This is a genomic window from Psychrobacter sp. S1-30-MNA-CIBAN-0213 (assembly GCF_040309845.1).
Classification (GTDB): Bacteria; Pseudomonadota; Gammaproteobacteria; order Pseudomonadales; family Moraxellaceae; genus Psychrobacter.
In genome coordinates, this window is sequence record NZ_JBEOPE010000002.1 from 71,546 (window position 1) to 93,039 (window position 21,494).

Below are 21,494 nucleotides of genomic sequence, written 5' to 3' on the forward strand. Positions count from 1 at the left end.
TTTTGTCCTGCCATGTTTATTTAACTTATTAATAAATTTACTCTGTTTCTGTCTCTGTTTCAGATTGTCCGATAGCGCCGCGTCGCACTTGATCGCGCTCTATTGATTCGAATAGCGCTTTAAAGTTACCTTCACCAAAGCCTTCATCGTAATCGCCTTTACGTTGGATGAATTCAAAAAATACGGGGCTACCTAAGATAGTTTCAGAGAAAATTTGTAATAGCAGACGCGGTGTGCCGCCTTCCGTGGTGCCATCTAATAAGATGCCACGAGTCTGCAATTCAGAGACGTTTTCGCCATGATTTGGTAAGCGCTCACTCAGCATTTCGTAATAAGCAGCGGTTGGCGCTGTCATGAGCGGTATACCCGCCTCTTTTAGTTTATCGATACTGGCCAATAAGTCATCACTGGCTAAAGCAATATGTTGAATGCCTTCACCATTGAAGCTCATTAGATACTCTTCGATTTGTCCGCCGCCCTGCTTAGATTCTTCATTTAAAGGAATACGGATTTTGCCATCAGGCGCGGTCATGGCTTTACTGGTCAGCCCAGTGTATTCGCCTTTGATATCGAAATAGCGAATTTCACGGAAGTTAAAGATGCGCTCATAGAAGTTTGCCCAGTAAGCCATGCGACCACGGTAGACGTTATGGGTAAGATGGTCAATAACTTTGAAGCCATGTCCAACAGGATACTTATCTACATCTGGGAAGAACTCAAAGTCGACATCATAGATAGATTCACCGTCTTTAAAACGGTCAATCAGATAAATCAATGAGCCGCCGATACCTTTAATAGCAGGAAGTCTCAGCTCCATTACCCCTGTCGGCACCTCTACTGGCTGTGCGCCGTTTTCAATCGCAAGCTCGTAGGCTTTTTTGGAATCTTTAACACGAAAGCCCATGCTACAGGCCCCTGCTCCATGCTCTTCCACAAAGTAGCTGGCTTGGCTTTTTGGTTCACGGTTCAATATGAGGTTGATGTCACCTTGACGGTATAAAGAGACATCTTTTGATCGGTGATTGGCAACATGGGTAAAACCAAGCTGCTCAAAAAGTGCTTCTACCGCTTTCGGTTCAGGCGAGGCGAATTCGACAAAATCAAACCCTTGCAATCCTATTGGGTTTTCGAATAAATCTGCCATTGTAATCATCCTTAATGTCAATTGGTGGTATAAATCAGTGTAAAAAGTTGTATATAACAATAAATATTGTTGACGATGTATTCATCTTAGATTAGCTTGATTTATAAGACTAATCGTATTTTTTGATTTATTTATCAGGTTTACTTATGAATATCAGCATTCGCCAATTGACCGCTTTTATCAAAGTCGCTGACAACGGTAGCTTTACCCGTGCTAGCGACCAGATGCATTTAACCCAATCTGCCGTCAGTGGACTGATAAAAGAATTGGAGTCAAGTCTTGGTATCGTCTTATTTGACCGTACCACCCGCCAGCTATCTTTGTCGGTAGTAGGCAGACATTTATTGCCACAAGCGCGCCGAGTGCTTAATGAGATGCAGTTATTTGAAAACGAAGCGAGCAGTCTGATGAGCTTAGCGCAAGGTCAAGTGCGACTGGCAGTATCGCAGTTTGCCGCCTCCTCCATGCCTGCAGTCATCGCCCAATTTTCAAAAGACTATCCTGATATCAGCGTGTCTTTGTTAGATTGCTCTGCAGAAAACGTCCTGCAACACATTCAGGATATCGAAGTAGATTTGGGCGTTGGTACCGAGCTTGGTTTTATGGAAAGTGAAGACGACATTAGCGCTGATTTGTTATATGAGTTGCCGTTTTGTGTAGTGATGCCAGATAACCATGCGCTGGCTCAAAAAACTGAGGTAACGTGGCAGGATTTGATAGATATCCCGCTCATTACCTTACAAGGGCCTTTTATTGAGCAAGTGACCGCTGAGCTGGATGAGACCGTTGCCACTCATATCCAGCAAGCGCGCTACAAAGTGAACTTTATGTCCACAGCGCTTGAGATGACGCGCCAAGGCTTCGGTATTACCTTATGTCTGCCTTATATGCCTGAGGTCATTGATTGGGTGAGTGCCAATGGCTTACAAATGCGGTCGCTCGCACAGCCTGTTAAGATGCGTAGATTCTTTATTTATCAACGCTCCTCAAGAGCACTGTCGCCTGCCAGCATTGCCTTTAAACAGTTTTTGCAGACTTATTTTGCCTCTCACTTCAACGACTTGCAGAGTAGCTAGAGTAAGTAGGTACTATTCTATAGCTGTTCTTAAATGCTATATTCTAAATGGTTATTAATAGTCTAATCAGCTTAAAAAGCATTTGGATTATCAAATAGCTCATCTAATCAGTTAATTAATCAATATCGATGAATCTCTCGTTGAGTTAATAGCCAATCTAGTTTATGCTTTTTGGCGGCTTTGTTTCTATTCTAGTAAGGAAAAAAAATGTTTGAACGTATCGACTATTATGCTGGTGATCCAATCTTAGGTTTGATGGACAAGTTTGCAGAAGATAGCAATCCCGATAAAGTGAATTTGGGCGTGGGTGTTTATTACGACGAAGACGGCAAAATGCCAGTACTTGAGTGTGTAAAAACTGCTGAACAGCGCATTGCAGACCCAATTTCTCCTCGTCCATACCTACCAATGGCAGGGTTGCCTGGACACCGTAAAGGCTGTCAAGAACTGTTATTTGGCAAAGATGCTCAAGTATTGAAAGACGGTCTGGTTGCGACTATTGCCACTATTGGTGGCTCTGGCGCGTTGAAAGTAGGCGCTGAGTTTATCAATCAATGGTTCCCGCAATCTAAATGCTACGTGAGTGACCCTACATGGGGCAATCACATTGCTATTTTTGAAGGGTCTGATGTCGAAGTTGGCAAATACCCGTACTACGATAAGGCCACTGGCGGCATCAAATTTGATGAGATGATTGCGTTTTTTGAAACGTTGAATAAAGATGATGTGCTGTTATTACACCCTTGCTGTCATAACCCAACGGGTGTGGATTTGACTAAAGAGCAGTGGGATAAAGTATTAAACGTTGTTCAAGAGCGCGAGCTGATTCCGTTTATGGATATCGCTTATCAAGGTTTTGGCGAAGACATGGACAGCGACGCTTATCCTATTCGTAAAGCGGTCGATATGGGCCTGCCATTGTTTGTGAGCAACTCATTCTCCAAAAACCTATCACTATACGGTGAGCGTGTCGGCGGCCTATCAGTCGTTTGCCCAACTACCGATGAGACTGAGCGTGTATTCGGTCAGCTGACCTCTACGGTACGTCGTATCTACTCAAGCCCACCATCACATGGCGGACGCGTCGTCGATATTGTTATGAATGATGAAGCCTTGCACGAGCAATGGGTTGGCGAAGTTTATACGATGCGTGATCGTATCAAAGCTATGCGCATGAAGCTAAAATCTGTGCTAGAAGCTAAAGTCCCTGGTCGTAGCTTTGACTACCTAACTGCTCAAAACGGCATGTTTAGCTTTACAGGATTAACCCCTGAACAAGTTGAGCAGCTACAAAGCAAATTTGGTATCTATATGGTATCTAACTCACGTATGTGCGTCGCGGGCTTAAACAGTAGTAATATCGACTATGTTGCTAATGCGATGGTTGAAGTATTAAAGAACTAATCATTTAAAAAGTCTTTAACAAAGCTATTTTGATAAAAAGGTTGAGCATTGACTCAGCCTTTTTTATTTGTCTATTTCTTCTACCCGCTCCTCCTTAAAAATGCATTCTTCTGAAAACATTTAGGAAAAACATTTCCCATTACGATATGTGCTGCTCAAAAAGCTAATCATATACAACGTCGATTGTATATAAAACAATCACCTTTAAGCTAGCATTGCTGATTTATTGAAAGAGTGTAACGAATTCTTGTAACCATAATATACAAGACAATACGAACTTGAACAATCATTCAAGAACAACTACAATAAGTTTCTTTATAGCATCTAGCAGCAATATTGTATTCATTTTTGAGCAATCACTCAATATGGTAAATATTTTTCTTTATGTTTATTTTATAATGATAGAAAGTATCGATACTCATTTCATTCATTAATTTTTTGAACCCATTTTTAAAACTTTTCAAAAGCGAAAACTTATGCAAAAAGTTATGCCAAAACATTTACCACTTTCACTATTATTGCTTCGACTTGGTATCTTCATTGTGTTCTTCTTTTGGACACTCGACAAATTTGTAAACCCTGAACATGCTGCAAGTGTGTTTGCTAAATTTTATGCACTAGAAAATTTAGGCACCAGCATTGTTTACGTTGTTGGTAGCTTGCAAATTATACTCATCTTTTTGTTTGTGGCAGGTTTGTTCAGAAAGTGGACATACGGCATCATTTTATTGCTACACGCAGCCTCTACTTTTGCAACCTTTGGTCTCTACCTAACGCCTTTTGATAACTTACTGTTTTTTGCCGCATGGCCAATGTTGGCTGCCTGTGTCGCGTTATTCTTAATGCGAGATTGGGACACGTTAACATTAGGCAAAAGAACCTCTTTTACGCAAAATCAGATAGTGCCTATTCAATAGGGCTTATTAAATCGTGCCTACTGTTAGACTAAAGCCTGTCCTCATTTTGATAATGGTAATAAAAATGCCAGTCAGCAGAACACAGGCTATATACTGTTAATACTGATAAGTTAGCTATTTTATAGTAGATAAACTAATAGACCATTCGAACCATTCAATGGAATGGCTGCTGCTATTAAAACAATGAAGATGCTCAACCAAAAAGATCACTGTGATTTTTAACCTTTGCCCCACTATTTAGCCGGACATTTCATGATTAAAAGAATATTTTTAATACTGTTAATATTGATATTAGCGGCAAGCTTTTTTTATTTTGACCTAAATCAATTATTGACGCTTGACGGCTTAAAAGGGTCGATGGCGCAATTTAACGACTACAAAGCGCAATCACCGCTATTGATTATCGGTGGGTTCTTTTTACTTTATGTGGTCGTCACCGCTCTATCCTTACCGGGAGCTGCTATTTTGACCTTGGCAGCTGGGGCGCTATTTGGCTTATGGCAAGGCTTATTGGTTGCCTCGTTTGCCTCTAGTATTGGTGCGACACTAGCGTTTTTAACCTCACGTTATTTACTGCGTGATACGATTAAGCAGCGTTTTCCTGAACGCTTAGCAGCCATTGATGCTGGCGTTGAAAAAGAAGGCGGATTTTACTTATTTACCCTGCGCTTAGTGCCGATATTTCCGTTCTTTTTGATTAATTTACTCATGGGCGTCACCGCGATTAAAGCGAGGACATTCTACTGGGTAAGCCAAGTTGGTATGCTCGCGGGTACTTTTGTATTCGTTAATGCCGGTACGCAACTGGCGCAAATTGACAGTTTGTCAGGGATTTTATCGTTTAATTTGATTGTCTCATTTGCGTTGTTAGGTTTTTTCCCATTAATAGCAAAAGGGATATTAAATATGCTAAAAAAACGCCGCGTCTATAAAAACTATAGCAAACCTAAAAAATTCGACCGTAATATGATTGTGATTGGTGCTGGTGCTGGCGGGCTAGTCACCAGCTATATCGCGGCGACCGTCCGAGCAAAAGTAACATTAATCGAAGCGGGTGAGATGGGTGGCGACTGCTTAAACTATGGCTGTGTACCCAGCAAAGCTTTGATTAAAAGCGCGAAAGTCGCAGAACAGATGCGCAATGGTGAGCGTTATGGCTTGGAAAACACACTACCAGAGTTTTCATTCAAAAACGTTATGATACGCATCCATAAAGTCATCGCTGATATCGCGCCAAATGACAGCGTCGAGCGTTATACGGACTTGGGTGTCGAAGTGTTAAAAGGCTACGCTAAATTTATCGACCCATGGACGGTAGAGATTGCGCTAAACGATGGCGGCACGCAAACACTAACCGCACGTTCCATTGTTATCGCTACTGGCGCGCGCCCCTTTGTACCAGACTTGCCAGGCTTGGAAGAAACCGGCTATGTGACCAGCGATACCATATGGAACAAGTTTACTGAGCTTGATGAAGCGCCGAAAAAGCTGGTCGTCCTTGGTGGTGGGCCTATCGGCTCTGAGCTGGCGCAAGCTTTTGCACGCTTAGGCTCCAATGTGACCCAAATCGAAAGAGGCGCGCGTCTTATGAAAAAAGAAGACGTGGAAGTCTCTGAATTTGCACACAAAGTACTCGTCGAGAGTGGCGTAAATGTCTTAACCTCGCATCAAGCAATTCGCTGTGAAGCTCGCGATGGTAAAAAGTTCATTATCGTTGAACCGCAAGGCGACAGTACCGATAAGCAAAGCAGTACCGATAAGCAAGAAATCGCTATTGAATATGACGAATTGCTTTGTGCCGTTGGACGCAGTGCGCGCTTAAAAGGCTATGGCTTAGAAACATTAGGGATTGAAACTGAACGTACCATCGAGACCGATGACTATTTAGAAACCCTCTACCCCAATATTTACGCTGCTGGTGATGTCGTTGGTCCTTATCAATTTACTCATGTGGCCTCCCATCAGGCATGGTACGCAGCCGTAAATGGTTTGTTTGGACATCTAAAGAAGTTTAAAGTAGATTATCGCGTGATTCCGTGGACGACTTTTATAGACCCAGAAGTCGCACGCGTTGGACTAAATGAGCAAGAGGCTGTAGAGAAAGGCATCGACTTTGAGATTACCCGCTACGACTTTAAAGACTTAGATCGTGCCGTGACGGAAAGCGCCAACGATGGCTTTATCAAAGTCATTACGCCAAAAGGTAAAGATAAAATACTCGGCGTGACCATCGTCGCTGAGCATGCTGGCGACTTGATGCCTGAATTTATATTAGCGATGAAACATGGCTTAGGGCTGAATAAAATACTCGGCACCATTCATATGTACCCGACATGGGCGGAGGGTAATAAATACGCGGCTGGTGAATGGAAACGCAATCATGCGCCTGAAACGGTATTAAACTGGCTTGAGAAATATCATACATGGCGTCGAGGTTAGTTGAATTTTTATCAACTGCGCTGAAAACATATCATCATAACGGAAACTTAAATGTACGTTATTAAATCTTTACCAGCTATGCCAACGTTAAAAAACTTAAGCCGCTATAGCACCTATGCTATGGCGCTTAGCGTTTGTGCAGTTATTTCTTCAAGCATATCAGCAAGCACTGCCTCACCCACTACCAGTAACCTTAATCAAAATTTATCATCTTGGCAGCAGATAGAGGGGCAAGGTAAAAACCAAGACGTCTACTTTTATGCATGGGGTGGTGACCCGCAGATCAATGCTTATCTACAGTGGGCCGCCGAGCAAGTCGATGATAAATATAATATCAACTTGGTTCATGTCAAATTGAGCGATACCAGTGAAGCCGTTAGTCGCGTACTCGCGGAAAAGTCTGCCAACAATAATGATGAAGGCAGCGTTGATCTCATCTGGATAAATGGCGCAAACTTTGCCACCATGAGTGAGAATTCGTTATTACTCAAACAATGGGCGAACAAGCTGCCTAACTTTGCCTTGACCGATCCAGAGAATAATCCTGCCGTTAACTTTGATTTTGGTGTACCGACCAATGGTATGGAAGCACCATGGGGTCAAGCCTCGCTGACTTTTTATTACGACAGCTTATCAACTGAAAAGCCACCAACGACCCTGAATGAGCTAGTCAATTGGACAGCGCAAAATCCTGGGCGTTTTAGCTATCCAAAGCCACCTGACTTTTTAGGCATGAGCTTTTTAAAATATGCTTTAGTCATGCTGCACGAAAAGCAAGATGCTAAAACAGGCGAAAATATCAAAGCACAGCTCAACTTGCCAGCCACTGAGCAAAATACAGATATTATATTAGCCCCTTTATGGACGTTTTTAGATGATTTGCATCCCACCTTATGGCGTAAGGGTGAGCAATTTGTGCAAACGGGCGCGCACATGCGACGTCTGGTCGATGATACCGAGCTTAGCTTAGCCTTTAGCTTTTCCGCGCCTGAAATTCCTGCGGCCGTGCAGCGTTATGATTTACCCCAGAGCATTCGTAGCTATGCGATGAGCGATGGCAGCTTAAGTAACACCCATTTTGTGGCGATTCCTTATAACGCCAGCCACCCACAAGCCGCGCAGCTAGTGGCAAACTTCTTGCTAAGCCCAGAAGCACAGGCTAGAAAGCAAACGCCTGCTATGTGGGGTGATAAAACCGTACTCGTCCAATCGACGCTCGACCCTGAGCAACAAGCATTATTCAAGACTAACAGACCGCATCCGAGCGCCCTACCTATTGACGCTATAAAACGTACCGTAAATGAACCACATCCGAGCTGGGTTGATGCCATTATGCAAGGCTGGCAGACACGTTATGGAGTCAGCCCATGAATAAAGATTCTAATAATAAAACGGCTGATGCAAGCACTAGAACGATAGATCCTTATAAAACAGACCTATTTACGCACATTGTATCCTTGAGTCCGAAATTTTTACTGCTACTGTTGATATTACCCGTACTCGGTGGTTTACTCAGCGTGCTGTTACCTGCCTTTAGCTGGGTACCTGCACTTGAAAAAACGACCGTTAGTCTACAAGGCTTTAACGATCTTTGGCAGACGCCGGGTCTTATCCAAATGGTAGCGTTGAGCATCGCTACTGGATTAATCAGCACGTTACTCGCTTTTGTCATGACCTTGATGATATTGGCGGCATTTTTTAATAGTGTTTGGCTGACCCGTATTGAGCGTTTGCTGAGTCCAATTTTAGTCATTCCTCATGCAGCGGCAGCCATCGCGGTTGGTTTTTTAATCGCGCCTTCTGGTATGTTTTCACGGTTTATTTCACCGTGGCTAAGCGGTTGGGAATTGGCACCAGGCGGTATGTTTCCCCATGACCCCTACGGCATCAGTATCATTTTGGGTTTAACCTTAAAAGAGCTGCCGTTTTTACTACTCATGGCATTAGGCGCTTTGGCACAACCTGAGCTTGGTAAAAAGTTACGCCAGCAGTATAAAGTTGCGCTAAATCTTGGTTATTACCCCATCACTGCCTTTTTCAAAGCCGTCCTCCCAATCCTCTATCCTTTTTTACGTCTGCCTATCTTAGCCGTTCTGGCCTATGCCAGTGCCAGCGTAGAGATGCCATTGATATTGGGTCCAAACACGCCGCCAACGCTCGCGGTTACTATCATGCAATGGTTTAACGATGTGGATTTAAACTTACGTATAAAAGCCTCGGCGGGCGCATTATTACAGCTGGCGTTGACGGGTGGCTTAATCGCCTTGTGGCTTGGTAGCGAGAGAGCGATAAAAACTTGCTTTAATGGCACATTGATAAATGGCAAGCGCCACTATGCCGATGCATTATGGCAAAAAATCACCGCAGCGTTGACCACTGTGGTGATTGGCTTTATCTTGCTGGCGCTCGTTGGTCTGGTAATGTGGTCAGTGGCTGGTTTTTGGCGCTTTCCAGCCGTATTGCCAGAGCAATTGGTGTTATTACATTTTCAAAGTGCCTTTACGCAAATGGGTACGCCATTATTTAATACTCTTGCTATCGGTATCGTGAGTACCGTATTTGCCATTGTGCTGACTTTATTATGTTTGGAAGCCGAACAACTAAGTAAAAAGTCTCTTTCAAAATTTACCAGTTTCATTATCTATTTGCCGCTGTTAGTGCCCAGCATTGCCTTTCTATTTGGTTTGGTATGGTTACAGCAGTTGGTGAATAACCAAACGGCGTTTTTTAATGTGGCGTTCACGCATCTGCTCTTTGTGCTGCCCTATGTATTTTTATCGCTTGCCAGTAGCTATCGGCGTCTAGACCCGCGTTTTGCTCATGTAGCCGCAAGCCTTGGGGCGACCCCAGCAAAAGTATTTTTGCAGGTGAAATTACCACAACTGTTTGCGCCGCTGTTAATTGCTATCGCCCTTGGTTTGGCGATTAGCTTTGGTCAATACTTGCCGACATTATTGGCAGGTGGTGGACGTATCGCCACCATCACCACAGAAGCTGTGACTCTCGCAAATGGTGCCAGTAGGCGCACCAGTGCGGTGTATGCCATCATCCAAATGGCACTGCCGTTAATTGGCTTTATATTGGCGTGGATATTGCCAAAGTACTTTTTTCGAAGTGGTAAAAATAGCAGCCGTTAAAATGTTTTTTAAAATATATTCGTTTTGAAGAGCACTGATTCTAAATAGCACTAATTTTGAAAATACCTAATAATAAAAACGCAAATAAAAGGGCCTTTGATGCAATCCTCTTTACAGATAAAAGACTTACAGTTATATCGACAACGCAAGTTACTCCTCAGCCTAGATGAGCAGATTGCTGGTGGTGAAATATTGACTGTCATGGGCCCATCTGGTAGTGGCAAATCAAGCTTATTGAACTGGCTAACAGGTACTTTACCAAACGGTTTTACCGCTACTGGTGAAGTCTGGTTAAATGATAAAAATGTAAGCCATCTGCCGACGCACCTGCGTCATATTGGGGTACTGTATCAAGACGCCCTATTGTTTTCGCATTTATCAGTAGCGGGTAATATTGCTTTTGCGATGCCTAAAAGTAATAAGACGGGAGATAGAAAACAGCGTAGTGAAAAAATAGAACAGGCGCTGGCACAAGTGGGATTAGCAGGCATGGGAAATCGTCATCCCGATAATTTATCAGGCGGGCAACAAGCACGAGTGGCGCTACTGCGCACCTTGCTCAGCGAGCCAAAAGCGATACTGCTCGATGAGCCTTTTAGCAAGCTGGATACTCAGCTAAGAGTAGATACGCGGCAATTGGTATTTGAGCAAATCCGCACTCATAAGCTCCCCGCCATCATGGTCACACACGATCATAGCGATGCTGAGGCCGCAAAGGGTAAGGTTATTCATTTAGAGCTATAGTTTTAGGTCTATAGTCTTAGATATAAATCTTAAATCATCAAAGCGAAATATAAAAGGCAAGCGCATGCTAGACAAATTTCTTACGCCCATGATTAAGCCGATACTAGCCCCTGTGGTCGTTGTATTACATAAACGCGGCATCACGGCTGATCAACTCACGGTAGCGGGGTTTGTAATCGGCATATTAGCCTTACCATTACTGGCGTTTGAACTGTGGTATGGCGCACTTGCAGCGATTGTGTTGAATCGCATTTTTGATGGTCTTGATGGCGCTCTAGCTCGTCATGCACAGCAAAGCTCAAGCGCAGGTGGCTACTTAGACATTACGCTCGACTTTTTATTTTATGCAGCAGTCCCGCTTGGGTTTATCTTGGCAAATCCTGAACAGAACGCCATTGCAGGTGCGTTATTACTCTCCGCTTTTATTGGTACAGGCTCTAGCTTTTTGGCGTTTGCGATTGCCGCTGAAAAGTTTAAACTGGATAAACCACAGTTCAAATATAAAAGCTTCTATTATTTAAATGGTTTGACGGAAGGCACCGAAACCATCGCGCTATTTGTTGCCTTTTGCATTTGGCCACAGCACTTTGTATTACTTGCTAACATTTTTGCAACGGCCTGCGCGATTACGATTTTTACCCGTATCCATGGCGGCTATCATACCCTCAAGCAGCTAGAGGCTGATGCCATAGTCGGTTCAAAATAAAAGAAAATGGTCACAATATCCTGCCGTTTTAAACCCTCAAGAGGTAAGCAATGACTAACGAAGTATGGTGGCGGCTTGGGTTCTTTTTGAGCATTTTAGTGATTATGATGCTGATTGAATGGCGCATGCCTGCACGTAAAGCGCCCATCAAAAGCAGCAAACGCTGGTTCGCTAACTTTGGCTTGGTATTTGCATCAACCGTTATTGCTCGTCTAGCCGTGCCTGTCGGTCTAACCGCTGTGGCGCTTTATAATCAGCAGCATAAAATTGGCTTATTCAATATTATCGATTTGCCAAGCATTGTTGTCATCATACTAAGCTTAATATTGCTCGACATCATTATCTACTGGCAGCACCGATTATTCCATCGTGTGCCTATCCTGTGGCGTTTGCATAAAGTACATCACGCTGATGCGCATGTTGATGCCAGTACAGGCCTTAGGTTTCATCCTATTGAAATTGTCTTAAGCATCCTAGTAAAGCTCGTTGCCGTCAGCCTATTGGGCGTCCCTGCCATTGCAGTGCTAATTTTTGAGATTGCTCTAAATGGCTTAGCGATGTTTAACCATGCCAATATTCGTCTGCCGCCTGCAGTTGAAAAGCCACTGCGCTTAATATTAATGACGCAGATTTTGCATCGTATTCATCACAGCCAACGCGTTAGTGAGACCAACTCAAACTATGGTTTTAGCGTCATTTGGTGGGATTGGATTTTTGGTAGTTATAAGAGTGAAGCGCAGAAGTCTGATAACGAGCTAGATATTGGCTTAAAAGAATATCCATCACCCAAGCAAAACGCCTCACTATGGGGATTGCTCGTAATGCCGTTTAAAAGTAAATGAGCGATAGCTAAATCCTTGCAAGCGTCAAACAACTACATTCCCCATATGCAACTGAAGAAGGCCAATCAACTGCTGTCTTCGGTACATCTTGCCCAGTATCAATCATCTTGGCAGCATTAATCCAGCCAGCATGACCAATTGCTAGTATTGGTATACTTTCTTGTTCAGCCAAAACCTTATTCAACCAACCCTCAACACGGTCAAATAGCTGCTGTAAACTTTCCCCATTATTGGGTGCAAAGTGCGCAAAGTTATCACACCAGTCATCAATCTCTTGCTTAGCGATTTGCTCCCAAGGGCGACTATCCCATTCGCCAAAATCAATCTCAGCAAGCTCAGGTGCGACTCGACATTGAAAGCCACGGTGCGCCAGTATCTGTCCGACTTTCAATGAGCGTTGTAATGGACTTACACAAATGACTTTAGGCAATTGGTACAGACGCACAAAGCGCTCGATCTGATTGGCAAGACGTTTTAACTTACGTCTATCTACTCCTATGTCCGTCTGACCGATACAGATACCCTCAGCAGCAATGGGTTTAGGATGACGCCAGACATAAAGAGTCATTAATAATAGTTTCCCATGTTTGTCTTCCTATTTTATTTCCACGCCTTAGATAAAAGGTATAGCCGCTGCCAAACCTGCATAAATGGCAACTTCACTCAGCTGTTGTGTCGCCCCTAAACCATCGCCAGTATAGCCATCCAGACGCCTACGTAATAAGCGTCGCATATATTCAGTAGCAACTAAAGCCAATACCAAGGCTAATAACCACTGACCGATGCTAATCTGCTGTATGGCATTAGGAAATATGACCATTACTAAAACTCCTGCCACTAGCAACCAACCACTACTGAACAATCCTTGCAACGGTGTCAGCTGCTGCGCCATAGGTTTGGCCTTGGCATGTTCTATCTCACCGCCATAAGGCAGTAGAGCAAGTAGGCTAATACATAGCAAACGCGAAGCAGTATGGCCAATAATCAGCGCGACAATCGCCACCGATAACGGCATGGTGGCTAACAAGGAAATCTTTATTAGTAATGCTGAGGCCAGACCTAACACGCCATATGTCCCCAAGCGCGAGTCTTTCATGATAGTCAGAGTGCGCTCACGTGTCAGACCGCCACCCAAACCATCGCAGCTATCCGCAAGACCATCTTCGTGAAAAGCACCCGTAAGCTTAATTCCGAATACCGTACTTAGCACCGCAGCAACTAAGGGCGTAAATAAGACACTGCTGAGCCAAAACACGCCAGCGCAAAGTAGTCCAACCAGCAAACCGACTGCGGGAAAATGACGGCTGCTCTGGTGTAGCCATTGTGGATTATAATTTTTGAATGGCGGGACTGGCAATCGGGTCAAAAATTGAACAGCGACCAGTAACAATATCCATTCATGCTTTATAAATTGCCCAACACTTAGTTTAGACGATGACTGCTGTGACGGCTCTGGCTGATTTAATGACTGTTTTGATTCCTGCTTTGATGACTGTGACATTAGCTGTTTTGCTCACTAATACCCGCGTCACTAAAGCTTGCCATCTCATTGATAATGGCACAAGCTGACTGCAATAGCGGGTAAGCAAGCGCCGCGCCGCTACCCTCACCCAAGCGCATACCCATATCGAGTAATGGCTCAGCATTAAGTAATTTTAATAAATGCGCGTGCCCCGGCTCAACTGAATGATGGGCGAATATAGCGTATTGAGCGACACCTGGCGTTAATCGCTCCGCAACCAGTAAAGCACTGCTGGCAATAAAGCCGTCGATTAATAAAATACGGCGTTCACTGGCGGCCTGAATCAGCGCACCTGCCATCATGGCTATCTCAAGCCCGCCTAATGCAGCAAGCACGTCCAGTGGAGACTGTGCCTCGCTATGACGCTGCAATACTTGCGTTAAAATATCCGTCTTATGCTGTAGCCCTGCATCATCAAGCCCCGTACCACGACCAATACAATCAGCAATCGGCACACCACCTAATCTCGCCAGCAAAAGACTCGCCGCTGATGTATTACCAATGCCCATCTCACCGACGATAAGCAAATTACCCGTTAAGTTCTCAACCACTTTCATACCGTTCTCTAGCGCTGCTAAGCATTCTGCTTCAGTCATAGCAGGTTCTGCTAGCGCGTCTCGGCTACCATGACGAACTTTATAATCGAGCAATTGTGGATGGTCTTTAAAAGGAGAATTGGCAAAGTCTGCATTCACACCAGCGTCGACTACTTTTAGCTCGATATTGTGCTGGCGTGCCAAGACATTGATAGCAGCGCCACCTTGCAAGAAGTTATAAACCATTTGCGCAGTGACTGCACTCGGATACGCTGAGGTGCCATGTTTGGTTAAACCATGATCGGCAGCAAATACTCGAATCTGTGGCTGATTAATATGCGGTGTGAGCGTCCCTTGAATCATGCCCAATTGCAGTGCCAGTGTCTCTAAGCGACCAAGTGCACCAAGTGGTTTGGTCTTCAGGTCTATAATTTGTTGTAGCTGCTGACGTAGGTCATTATTTTCTATATTGGCAATGGTTGGCAGTGTAAATGTGGTCAAGGGAAGCATCCTAAAGGTTATAAATGAAACAGGGGACTATGGTAGCAGATTATCTAATTTATAATGATATGATTAGCCTAATTGCACGATCCAAACTTGCATAATTATAAGAGATCTTCATGAAAGTTTTAATCGCCCCCGACTCGTTTAAAGAAAGCTTAGAAGCGATAGAGGTTTGTCGCGCCATCCAATCTGGATTTAATCAGGTTTTTCCTGATGCAGACTATACGTTATTGCCCATGGCAGATGGCGGCGAAGGTACATCAGCCGTATTATCTTATGTGCTAGGCGGACGCTGGAAAAACGCGATTGTAAATGATCCATTGATGCGACCAATTAATGCCAAGTATCTGCTACTAGAAAATGAAACAGCCGTGATTGAAATCGCTCAAGCCTGCGGTCTGCATTTATTGATGAGTGAAGAAAGAAATCCACTCATTACCAGCAGTTACGGTGTCGGTGAGCTTATTGCGGATGCCTTGGACGAAGGCGTCAAGCGCATCATTATCGGTCTGGGCGGTAGTGCTACCAACGATGCTGGTCTTGGTATGTTAATGGCATTGGGAATGAATTTCTATAACCATGATGGCAAGTCTTTAGCACAAGGCGGTAGCGAACTGGGCAACTTAAAACAGATAGAAGACGCAAAGCTTCATCCAAAGCTGCAAGACACGGTCTTTGAAGTGGCGTGTGATGTGACCAATCCATTATGCGGATCATCAGGAGCTAGTGCTATCTTTGGACCACAAAAAGGCGCCAGTCCCGAGCAAGTCGTACTATTAGACAAAGCCTTGAATCACTTTGCGATGGTATCTGGACAGCACGGCTATCAGGATTACCAAAATATAGCAGGCGCAGGTGCAGCAGGCGGGCTCGGCTATGCCTTAATGACCTTTTGCGATGCTACGCTCAAATCAGGTTTTGATACCGTCGCTGAGGCTGTCAGTCTAGAAGAGCATATTGCTAACGCTGACTTGGTGATTACTGGCGAAGGCAAGCTTGATGCGCAAACTTTAATGGGTAAAGTCGCTGGCGGTATCAGTCAACTTGCCAAAGCCAATCACAAGCCCGTGATCGCTATTTGCGGTAGCGTTGACGGCTTAAATCCTGCTCAGACCACTCAATTTGACGTCGTCATGCCTAGTATCCAAAAGCTGGACACCCTTGATAACGTATTAAGCAATGCTTATAAAAATATTGAGACTACCGCGGTCAATATTGCTGCTGCCATTCGGCTAGGGCAAAGCATGAAATAACTATTCTTAACTCTTATATCTCTTCACGTTTATAATTGAAGCCTTCAGCATCATAGATTTGGTAAGTCACTGCTAATAAGGTTTTTAGTAGCTCTGATTTATCAAAGTGCCTCACACTCATCACAATCGGTGAGGTTAACAGCCCATCTTCAAATGGAATATAAGTTACCTCCTGACTACGCAGATGCTCAAGCGTCTTTGGTACGATCGTCAGCCCTTCTCCTGCCGCTACTAGACCTAAAGCGATATGTAACTCACGGACTTCGGTGAAATAATTCGCCTTTAAATTACGCGCTTCAAACAACTCCAGCACATAATCAATAAAACTAGGACGCGGCGCGGTTGGATATAGCAATAAATTTTCGTTTGTTAAATCCATTAGGCGAACGCTAGCTTGTCTTTCTTGCGCCAAACGATGGCCAGAAGGAACGGCGACGACCAAGCTTTCTTCTCTTAGTAACAACCGCCTAATAGAGGCATCTTCAAATAAAAGCCGACCAAAACCCACATCTATTTTGCCATCTGTCAGCGCTTGTGTTTGCTGCCAAGAATTCAGCTCATATAACTTAATATTTATATTTGGGTAAATCTCGCGAAAGCGTGCAATCACTTTTGGTAATATGCCATATAGTATTGATGATACAAAGCCTATAGATAATGAGCTATCAAAATTGCCTTTACGCATCGTCATAGCACGCAGGTTGTCTGCTTTCGTCAATATTTGAATAGCATGATCGTAAAAAAACTCCCCCGCTTCAGTAAGCTTCAAAGGTCGATTTTCTCTATCAATGAGCGTCACTCCTATCTCTTCTTCCAATTGTTTTATCTGCCGACTAAGTGGAGGTTGTGAAATAAATAAACGTTGGGCTGCCTTATTGAAACTTTTTTCTTCTGCTACCGCCACAAAGTAGCGTAAATGCCTAAGTTCCATTTTTTCTCTTCCTTGATTGGGCGACAAATATGTTTCAAATAAACATTTTAGAAGTTAATGATAGAGGATGAGCTTTATACCTATAGGAACATAACATGATAAAGGTTAAACAACAAAATACCTAAAAGGTATTAAAAATGAACTAAATAGGTCTTAGACATGGCTTTATTTAGCATCTATAGTTCTTATTAAGCATAAGGAAGTACGACTGATAAATTAAAGATAACGCTTATGTTAAGGACAACTATGATTCGCTCAATTAACACCTTGCTAGTACCGATACCGACTATTCGAGAGCATAAGCTCGCTTGTACGGTCATGAGAGAGCAAGTATTAGTCTTAGTGCATATTCAAACAGAAGATGGCTATGAAGGCTGGGGCGAAGCAACCACTATCGGTGGTCTAAGCTACGCTGAAGAAAGCCCTCACAGTATCAAGACTAATATCGATACCTACTTTACTCCCCTTCTGTTAAAAGAGCAGCCAGCGAGCACGGCAAAAGCCATGCAGCTGCTCAGCCTGCACATCAGTGGCAACCGCTTTGCAAAATGTGCCATTGAAACCGCCCTACTCGACATTGAAGGCAAACGCCTAAACCTACCGGTTAGTGAGCTCATCGGTGGACGTGTACGTGATCGCATTGAAGTGGCTTGGACATTGGCCAGTGGTAATACCGCAACTGATATCAGCGAGGCCAAGCAAATGGTCGAGCAAAAGAAACACCGCATCTTTAAATTAAAAATCGGTAGTAATGCTATCCTTGATGATGTTGCGCATGTATTGGCTATTAAGAAAGCCCTACCTAATTGCCGTATTACCGTCGATGTCAATCAGGCATGGACGGAGCTTGACGCGATGCAAGGTATTAGCCTACTGCAAGCAGGCGGTGTTGATTTGATAGAACAACCTATCTCTATGCGCAATCAAGCGGGTTTAAAACGTTTAAAAGAGCGCTTTGATGTGGCTATTATGGCAGATGAAATTGTCCATGATCCACAGAACGCTTTTCATTTAGCAGCCAATCATTGTGCTGATGTCTTTGCCGTAAAGATCAATCAAGCAGGCGGACTCAAAGCAGCTTGTCTTATCGGTCAAATGGCACATCTAGCCGGTATTGAGCTGTATGGTGGTACGATGTTAGAAGGTCCTATCGGTACCGCTGCATCGGCGCATGTGTTTTCGACTTATCCTAGCTTAAATTTTGATACAGAACTCTTTGGCCCACTCTTACTGACGGATGATGTGCTAGCGCAGCCACTGGATTATCAAAACTTTGGCTTAACTGTTCCGACAGGCCCTGGACTTGGTATCGAAGTAGATAAAGACAAGGTTTATCACTATGCTGAACAGGGTGGCATCGCCTTACCCAAGCTTTCAGAGTCAAAGAAATATACTGCTGAATCTTAAATACAGCCCCTAACAATTAATAAGGAAATAGCAATGTTATATCACGTGAGAATGGATGTTTTAATACCCACAGATATGGATGCTGATAAGGTTAACGAACTAAAAGCCACTGAAAAAGCCCTCTCGCAAAAGCTACAAGAGCAAGGCAAATGGCGTCATATTTGGCGTTTGGCTGGAGAGTATTCCAACTTTAGTATCTTTGATGTGGACAGCAACGAAGAGCTACACGATATCATGATGTCGCTACCCCTTTATCCGTATATGAAGGTTGAGGTCACGCCATTGTTGCGTCATCCCTCTTCTGTGCGTAGTGATGATAGTTAAGAAGTAATAATATCTAAACTCGTAAGACTACTTTTTAAATGTACCAACATATTGAGCAAGGTTGCTTGATACCATCTTAATTATCTACATAGTTATCTAAATAATTCCTCAACTAGGAGAGAGACATGGAACGTACTCAAATTGAAGCGCTAGCCAACCAGTTCATCAAAGGCAAGATTGACTTTCCAGATCAAGTCAATCCACGCGTACAAGAAATTGTCCTACGCATCGTGACCGACCTGATGCAAACCATTAATGATTTAAAAATCAGCGCAGATGAATATTGGGCGGGGGTTGAATATATCGGCGATCTAGGCAAAGAAGCCGGTCTACTATCACCGGGTCTAGGTTTTGATCACTTTATGGATTTAATGATTGAAGAAGACTTAAAAGCAGCTGGTCTTGACGGTGGCACTGTACGTACCATCGAAGGTCCACTCTATGTCGCTGGTGCGCCAGAAGAAAAAGGCTTTGCGCGTCTAGATGATGGCACTGATCTTGACAATGGCACCGTGCTATTCATGCAAGGGACCGTTTATGGCGAAGATGACAAGCCATTGCCAAATGCCAAGGTTGAAGTATGGCATGCCAATAGCTTAGGCAATTACTCTTTCTTTGATGAGTCGCAGTCGCACTTTAACTTACGTCGTAGCATTATCACTGATGAAAACGGCCATTATGCTTTTCGCAGTATCGTCCCATTAGGTTACTCAGTGCCGCCAGAAGGTATGACCCAAAAAATATTGGGCGCGCTAGGACGTCATGGTCATCGCCCAGCTCACATTCACTTCTTCGCGAGTGCTGACGGTCATCGCAAATTGACCACGCAGATTAACATCGATGGTGATGAGTATCTGTGGGATGACTTTGCCTTTGCTAGCCGTGAAGGCTTGGTACCAGAAGTGACGATGGTTGAAGATGCTGACAAGCTACAAGAAAAAGGGCTGGACGCGCCGTATGCCAGTATCGATTTTGACTTTCATTTAGTGAAAGACATTGATAAGCCAGTACAAGGCAGTGAAGTTGAACGTCGCCGTGCTCAAGCTTAATTATTGAGTATCGCTAGCTACTGTTAGCAACCACTAAATATTATAGATTTTCGCTTGATATGCACTCAGTTGTCGTATCAAGCGTCATACCCTAACATCGTTTAACACCGTTATTCACAAGGAAGACAGCCATGAGCGAGCGCATTAATCTAGTACCTGAAGGATCAGATATCGCCATTGACGATTTTTTAGAAGAGAATGCAGAAAAAGGGATTTATCGCCTACATCGCAGTGCCTTTACCAACGAAGAGCTGTTTGAGCTTGAGATGAAGCATATCTTTGAAGGCAACTGGGTTTATCTGGCTCATGAGACTCAAATCCCTGATAACAACGACTACTATACAACATACATCGGCCGTCAGCCGGTCATCGTTGCCCGTAATAAAGAAGGTGAGCTGCATTGTATGATTAATGCCTGTTCTCATCGCGGCGCCCAGTTGTGCCGTCATAAAAAAGGCAACAAAGCCACTTATACTTGCCCCTTCCATGGTTGGACTTATAACAACTCAGGTAAGCTGCTTAAAGTTAAAGACCCACGCGGTGCTGGTTATCCTGACGCCTTTAATAAAGATGGCTCGCATGACTTAAAGCAAGTCAAACTTGCCAATTATAAAGGCTTCTTATTTGCTAGCCTTAATGATGATGTCGAACCAATTGAAGACTGGCTTGGTGGCTCAACCAAAATCCTTGACATGATTGTCAACCAATCACCAGAAGGCCTAGAAGTATTACGTGGCACCTCAACCTATACCTTTGATGGTAACTGGAAGCTGCAAGCTGAAAATGGCGCTGATGGCTACCATGTCTCAGCCGTACATTGGAACTATGCTGCTACGACGGCACGCCGTAAAGAGCAAGAAGCCGTGAAAGAAGACAATATTAAAGCCATGAACGCTGGTAAATGGGGTCGTCAAGGTGGCGGATTCTATTCCTTTGAAAATGGTCACCTACTGCTGTGGACCCAATGGGAAAATCCGCAAGATCGTCCTAACTTTGCCTATCGCGATGATTATGTTGCCCAATATGGTGAAGCAATGGCCGACTGGATGATTGGACGCTCGCGCAACTTATGCCTCTATCCAAACGTCTATATCATGGATCAATTCAGCTCACAGATTCGCATGTTACGTCCCCTAGCCGTTGATAAAACCGAAGTCACCATCTGGTGTATCGCTCCGAAGGGCGAAAGCGATGAAGCACGTACTCGCCGTATCCGCCAGTATGAAGACTTCTTTAACGTGACCGGCATGGCAACGCCAGATGACTTAGAAGAATTTCGCTCGTGCCAGCAAGGTTATAACGGTATCAAGCTTGAATGGAACGATATGTGCCGCGGTTCTGAGCATTGGATAGAAGGCGCTGACGAAGGTGCAAAAGCCATTGACCTTAAACCGTTATTAAGTGGGGTCAAGACCGAAGATGAAGGCTTGTACACCGTACAGCATCGCTACTGGCATGAAGAGATGAAAAAAGCCCTAGAGCAAGAGCAGCAACTACATGGCGCAGGCTAATATTAGCTAAGTATTTAGGGGAATTATTCGATTTAAATATTGCCCCTA

19 protein-coding genes are annotated in these 21,494 nt (G+C 44.0%); 14 read left to right on the forward strand and 5 right to left on the reverse strand.

The features are described from left to right. Positions 1–37: 37 nt before the first annotated feature. Positions 38–1,144: a 4-hydroxyphenylpyruvate dioxygenase gene (gene hppD / locus AAEY87_RS02140; RefSeq protein ID WP_068326892.1), complete on the reverse strand. Its 1,107-nt coding sequence runs from the start codon at positions 1,142–1,144 to the stop codon at positions 38–40. Positions 1,145–1,290: 146 nt separating this feature from the next. Between hppD and AAEY87_RS02145 the strand changes: the two genes are divergently transcribed. From AAEY87_RS02145 to AAEY87_RS02185, 9 genes are all read left to right on the forward strand, one after another. Next, positions 1,291–2,220, forward strand: coding sequence for a LysR family transcriptional regulator (locus AAEY87_RS02145; protein WP_068035100.1), 930 nt, complete (start codon positions 1,291–1,293; stop codon positions 2,218–2,220). 207 nt (positions 2,221–2,427) lie between these two features. Continuing rightward, the gene (locus tag AAEY87_RS02150; protein ID WP_068035097.1) at positions 2,428–3,624 is read left to right on the forward strand and encodes an amino acid aminotransferase; all 1,197 of its coding nucleotides are present in this window, start codon (positions 2,428–2,430) and stop codon (positions 3,622–3,624) included. A 476-nt stretch (positions 3,625–4,100) separates the two neighbouring features. Then, on the forward strand, positions 4,101–4,541 hold the full coding sequence (locus AAEY87_RS02155) for a hypothetical protein (protein ID WP_350655755.1): 441 nt from the start codon (positions 4,101–4,103) through the stop codon (positions 4,539–4,541). 252 nt (positions 4,542–4,793) lie between these two features. Next, positions 4,794–6,980: a dihydrolipoyl dehydrogenase family protein gene (locus tag AAEY87_RS02160; RefSeq protein ID WP_350655756.1), complete on the forward strand. Its 2,187-nt coding sequence runs from the start codon at positions 4,794–4,796 to the stop codon at positions 6,978–6,980. Positions 6,981–7,031: 51 nt separating this feature from the next. Next, on the forward strand, positions 7,032–8,351 hold the full coding sequence (locus AAEY87_RS02165) for an ABC transporter substrate-binding protein (protein ID WP_350655757.1): 1,320 nt from the start codon (positions 7,032–7,034) through the stop codon (positions 8,349–8,351). Further along, a complete protein-coding gene (locus AAEY87_RS02170; RefSeq protein WP_350655758.1) occupies positions 8,348–10,117 on the forward strand; it encodes an ABC transporter permease in 1,770 nt (589 codons plus the stop codon). Before AAEY87_RS02165 ends, AAEY87_RS02170 begins: the two co-directional genes overlap by 4 nt. Before the next feature lie 99 nt (positions 10,118–10,216). Next, positions 10,217–10,861 (forward strand): ATP-binding cassette domain-containing protein, encoded by a 645-nt coding sequence (locus AAEY87_RS02175; protein WP_350655759.1) that lies wholly within the window; start codon positions 10,217–10,219, stop codon positions 10,859–10,861. Positions 10,862–10,925: 64 nt separating this feature from the next. Next, positions 10,926–11,567 (forward strand): CDP-alcohol phosphatidyltransferase family protein, encoded by a 642-nt coding sequence (locus AAEY87_RS02180; protein WP_350655760.1) that lies wholly within the window; start codon positions 10,926–10,928, stop codon positions 11,565–11,567. A gap of 50 nt (positions 11,568–11,617) precedes the next feature. Further along, entirely contained in the window at positions 11,618–12,409 is a 792-nt protein-coding gene (locus AAEY87_RS02185) for a sterol desaturase family protein (protein ID WP_350655761.1), read from the forward strand. Between the two features lie 7 nt (positions 12,410–12,416). Here the strand turns inward: AAEY87_RS02185 and AAEY87_RS02190 are convergent, their stop codons facing one another. The 3 genes from AAEY87_RS02190 to cobT are packed head-to-tail and all read right to left on the reverse strand — an operon-like array spanning position 12,417 to position 14,977. Beyond that, positions 12,417–12,977 carry a histidine phosphatase family protein gene (locus tag AAEY87_RS02190; RefSeq protein WP_350655762.1) on the reverse strand — a complete coding sequence of 187 codons (561 nt, stop codon included), beginning with the start codon at positions 12,975–12,977 and terminating at the stop codon, positions 12,417–12,419. 45 nt (positions 12,978–13,022) lie between these two features. Beyond that, the gene (gene cobS / locus AAEY87_RS02195; protein ID WP_350655763.1) at positions 13,023–13,910 is read right to left on the reverse strand and encodes an adenosylcobinamide-GDP ribazoletransferase; all 888 of its coding nucleotides are present in this window, start codon (positions 13,908–13,910) and stop codon (positions 13,023–13,025) included. Beyond that, the gene (gene cobT / locus AAEY87_RS02200; RefSeq protein WP_350655765.1) at positions 13,910–14,977 is read right to left on the reverse strand and encodes a nicotinate-nucleotide--dimethylbenzimidazole phosphoribosyltransferase; all 1,068 of its coding nucleotides are present in this window, start codon (positions 14,975–14,977) and stop codon (positions 13,910–13,912) included. The genes cobS and cobT overlap by 1 nt, the downstream gene beginning before the upstream one ends. A 110-nt stretch (positions 14,978–15,087) precedes the next feature. Here cobT and AAEY87_RS02205 point away from each other — a divergent pair, with 110 nt between their 5' ends. Beyond that, the gene (locus AAEY87_RS02205) at positions 15,088–16,224 is read left to right on the forward strand and encodes a glycerate kinase (protein WP_350655766.1); all 1,137 of its coding nucleotides are present in this window, start codon (positions 15,088–15,090) and stop codon (positions 16,222–16,224) included. Positions 16,225–16,237: 13 nt separating this feature from the next. Here AAEY87_RS02205 and AAEY87_RS02210 read toward each other — a convergent pair whose 3' ends face one another. Then, complete coding sequence (locus tag AAEY87_RS02210; protein WP_068035076.1) at positions 16,238–17,155, reverse strand: LysR family transcriptional regulator; 918 nt, start codon at positions 17,153–17,155, stop codon at positions 16,238–16,240. Between the two features lie 246 nt (positions 17,156–17,401). On the opposite strand from AAEY87_RS02210, the gene AAEY87_RS02215 reads away from it, so the two are divergent. The 4 genes from AAEY87_RS02215 to benA all read left to right on the forward strand — a co-directional run bounded on the left by AAEY87_RS02215 (position 17,402) and on the right by benA (position 21,446). Beyond that, entirely contained in the window at positions 17,402–18,562 is a 1,161-nt protein-coding gene (locus AAEY87_RS02215; protein WP_350655767.1) for a muconate/chloromuconate family cycloisomerase, read from the forward strand. 33 nt (positions 18,563–18,595) lie between these two features. Further along, positions 18,596–18,886, forward strand: coding sequence for a muconolactone Delta-isomerase (gene catC / locus AAEY87_RS02220; RefSeq protein WP_068035072.1), 291 nt, complete (start codon positions 18,596–18,598; stop codon positions 18,884–18,886). Between the two features lie 125 nt (positions 18,887–19,011). After that, entirely contained in the window at positions 19,012–19,935 is a 924-nt protein-coding gene (catA, locus tag AAEY87_RS02225; RefSeq protein WP_068326855.1) for a catechol 1,2-dioxygenase, read from the forward strand. A 131-nt stretch (positions 19,936–20,066) separates the two neighbouring features. Next, positions 20,067–21,446, forward strand: coding sequence for a benzoate 1,2-dioxygenase large subunit (benA, locus tag AAEY87_RS02230; protein WP_068035069.1), 1,380 nt, complete (start codon positions 20,067–20,069; stop codon positions 21,444–21,446). Positions 21,447–21,494: the final 48 nt, after the last annotated feature.

Excerpts from the sequence above, each read along its gene's own strand:
- AAEY87_RS02155 (WP_350655755.1), top strand. The coding sequence starts at position 4,101 with ATGCAAAAAGTTATGCCAAAACATTTACCACTTTCACTATTATTGCTT.
- AAEY87_RS02210 (WP_068035076.1), bottom strand. The coding sequence starts at position 17,155 with ATGGAACTTAGGCATTTACGCTACTTTGTGGCGGTAGCAGAAGAAAAA.
- AAEY87_RS02190 (WP_350655762.1), bottom strand. The coding sequence starts at position 12,977 with ATGACTCTTTATGTCTGGCGTCATCCTAAACCCATTGCTGCTGAGGGT.
- benA (WP_068035069.1), top strand. The coding sequence starts at position 20,067 with ATGAGCGAGCGCATTAATCTAGTACCTGAAGGATCAGATATCGCCATT.
- AAEY87_RS02150 (WP_068035097.1), top strand. The coding sequence starts at position 2,428 with ATGTTTGAACGTATCGACTATTATGCTGGTGATCCAATCTTAGGTTTG.
- AAEY87_RS02165 (WP_350655757.1), top strand. The coding sequence starts at position 7,032 with ATGTACGTTATTAAATCTTTACCAGCTATGCCAACGTTAAAAAACTTA.
- cobS (WP_350655763.1), bottom strand. The coding sequence starts at position 13,910 with ATGTCACAGTCATCAAAGCAGGAATCAAAACAGTCATTAAATCAGCCA.
- AAEY87_RS02205 (WP_350655766.1), top strand. The coding sequence starts at position 15,088 with ATGAAAGTTTTAATCGCCCCCGACTCGTTTAAAGAAAGCTTAGAAGCG.
- AAEY87_RS02170 (WP_350655758.1), top strand. The coding sequence starts at position 8,348 with ATGAATAAAGATTCTAATAATAAAACGGCTGATGCAAGCACTAGAACG.
- AAEY87_RS02175 (WP_350655759.1), top strand. The coding sequence starts at position 10,217 with ATGCAATCCTCTTTACAGATAAAAGACTTACAGTTATATCGACAACGC.
- AAEY87_RS02160 (WP_350655756.1), top strand. The coding sequence starts at position 4,794 with ATGATTAAAAGAATATTTTTAATACTGTTAATATTGATATTAGCGGCA.
- catC (WP_068035072.1), top strand. The coding sequence starts at position 18,596 with ATGTTATATCACGTGAGAATGGATGTTTTAATACCCACAGATATGGAT.
- AAEY87_RS02145 (WP_068035100.1), top strand. The coding sequence starts at position 1,291 with ATGAATATCAGCATTCGCCAATTGACCGCTTTTATCAAAGTCGCTGAC.
- catA (WP_068326855.1), top strand. The coding sequence starts at position 19,012 with ATGGAACGTACTCAAATTGAAGCGCTAGCCAACCAGTTCATCAAAGGC.
- cobT (WP_350655765.1), bottom strand. The coding sequence starts at position 14,977 with ATGCTTCCCTTGACCACATTTACACTGCCAACCATTGCCAATATAGAA.
- hppD (WP_068326892.1), bottom strand. The coding sequence starts at position 1,144 with ATGGCAGATTTATTCGAAAACCCAATAGGATTGCAAGGGTTTGATTTT.
- AAEY87_RS02215 (WP_350655767.1), top strand. The coding sequence starts at position 17,402 with ATGATTCGCTCAATTAACACCTTGCTAGTACCGATACCGACTATTCGA.
- AAEY87_RS02185 (WP_350655761.1), top strand. The coding sequence starts at position 11,618 with ATGACTAACGAAGTATGGTGGCGGCTTGGGTTCTTTTTGAGCATTTTA.
- AAEY87_RS02180 (WP_350655760.1), top strand. The coding sequence starts at position 10,926 with ATGCTAGACAAATTTCTTACGCCCATGATTAAGCCGATACTAGCCCCT.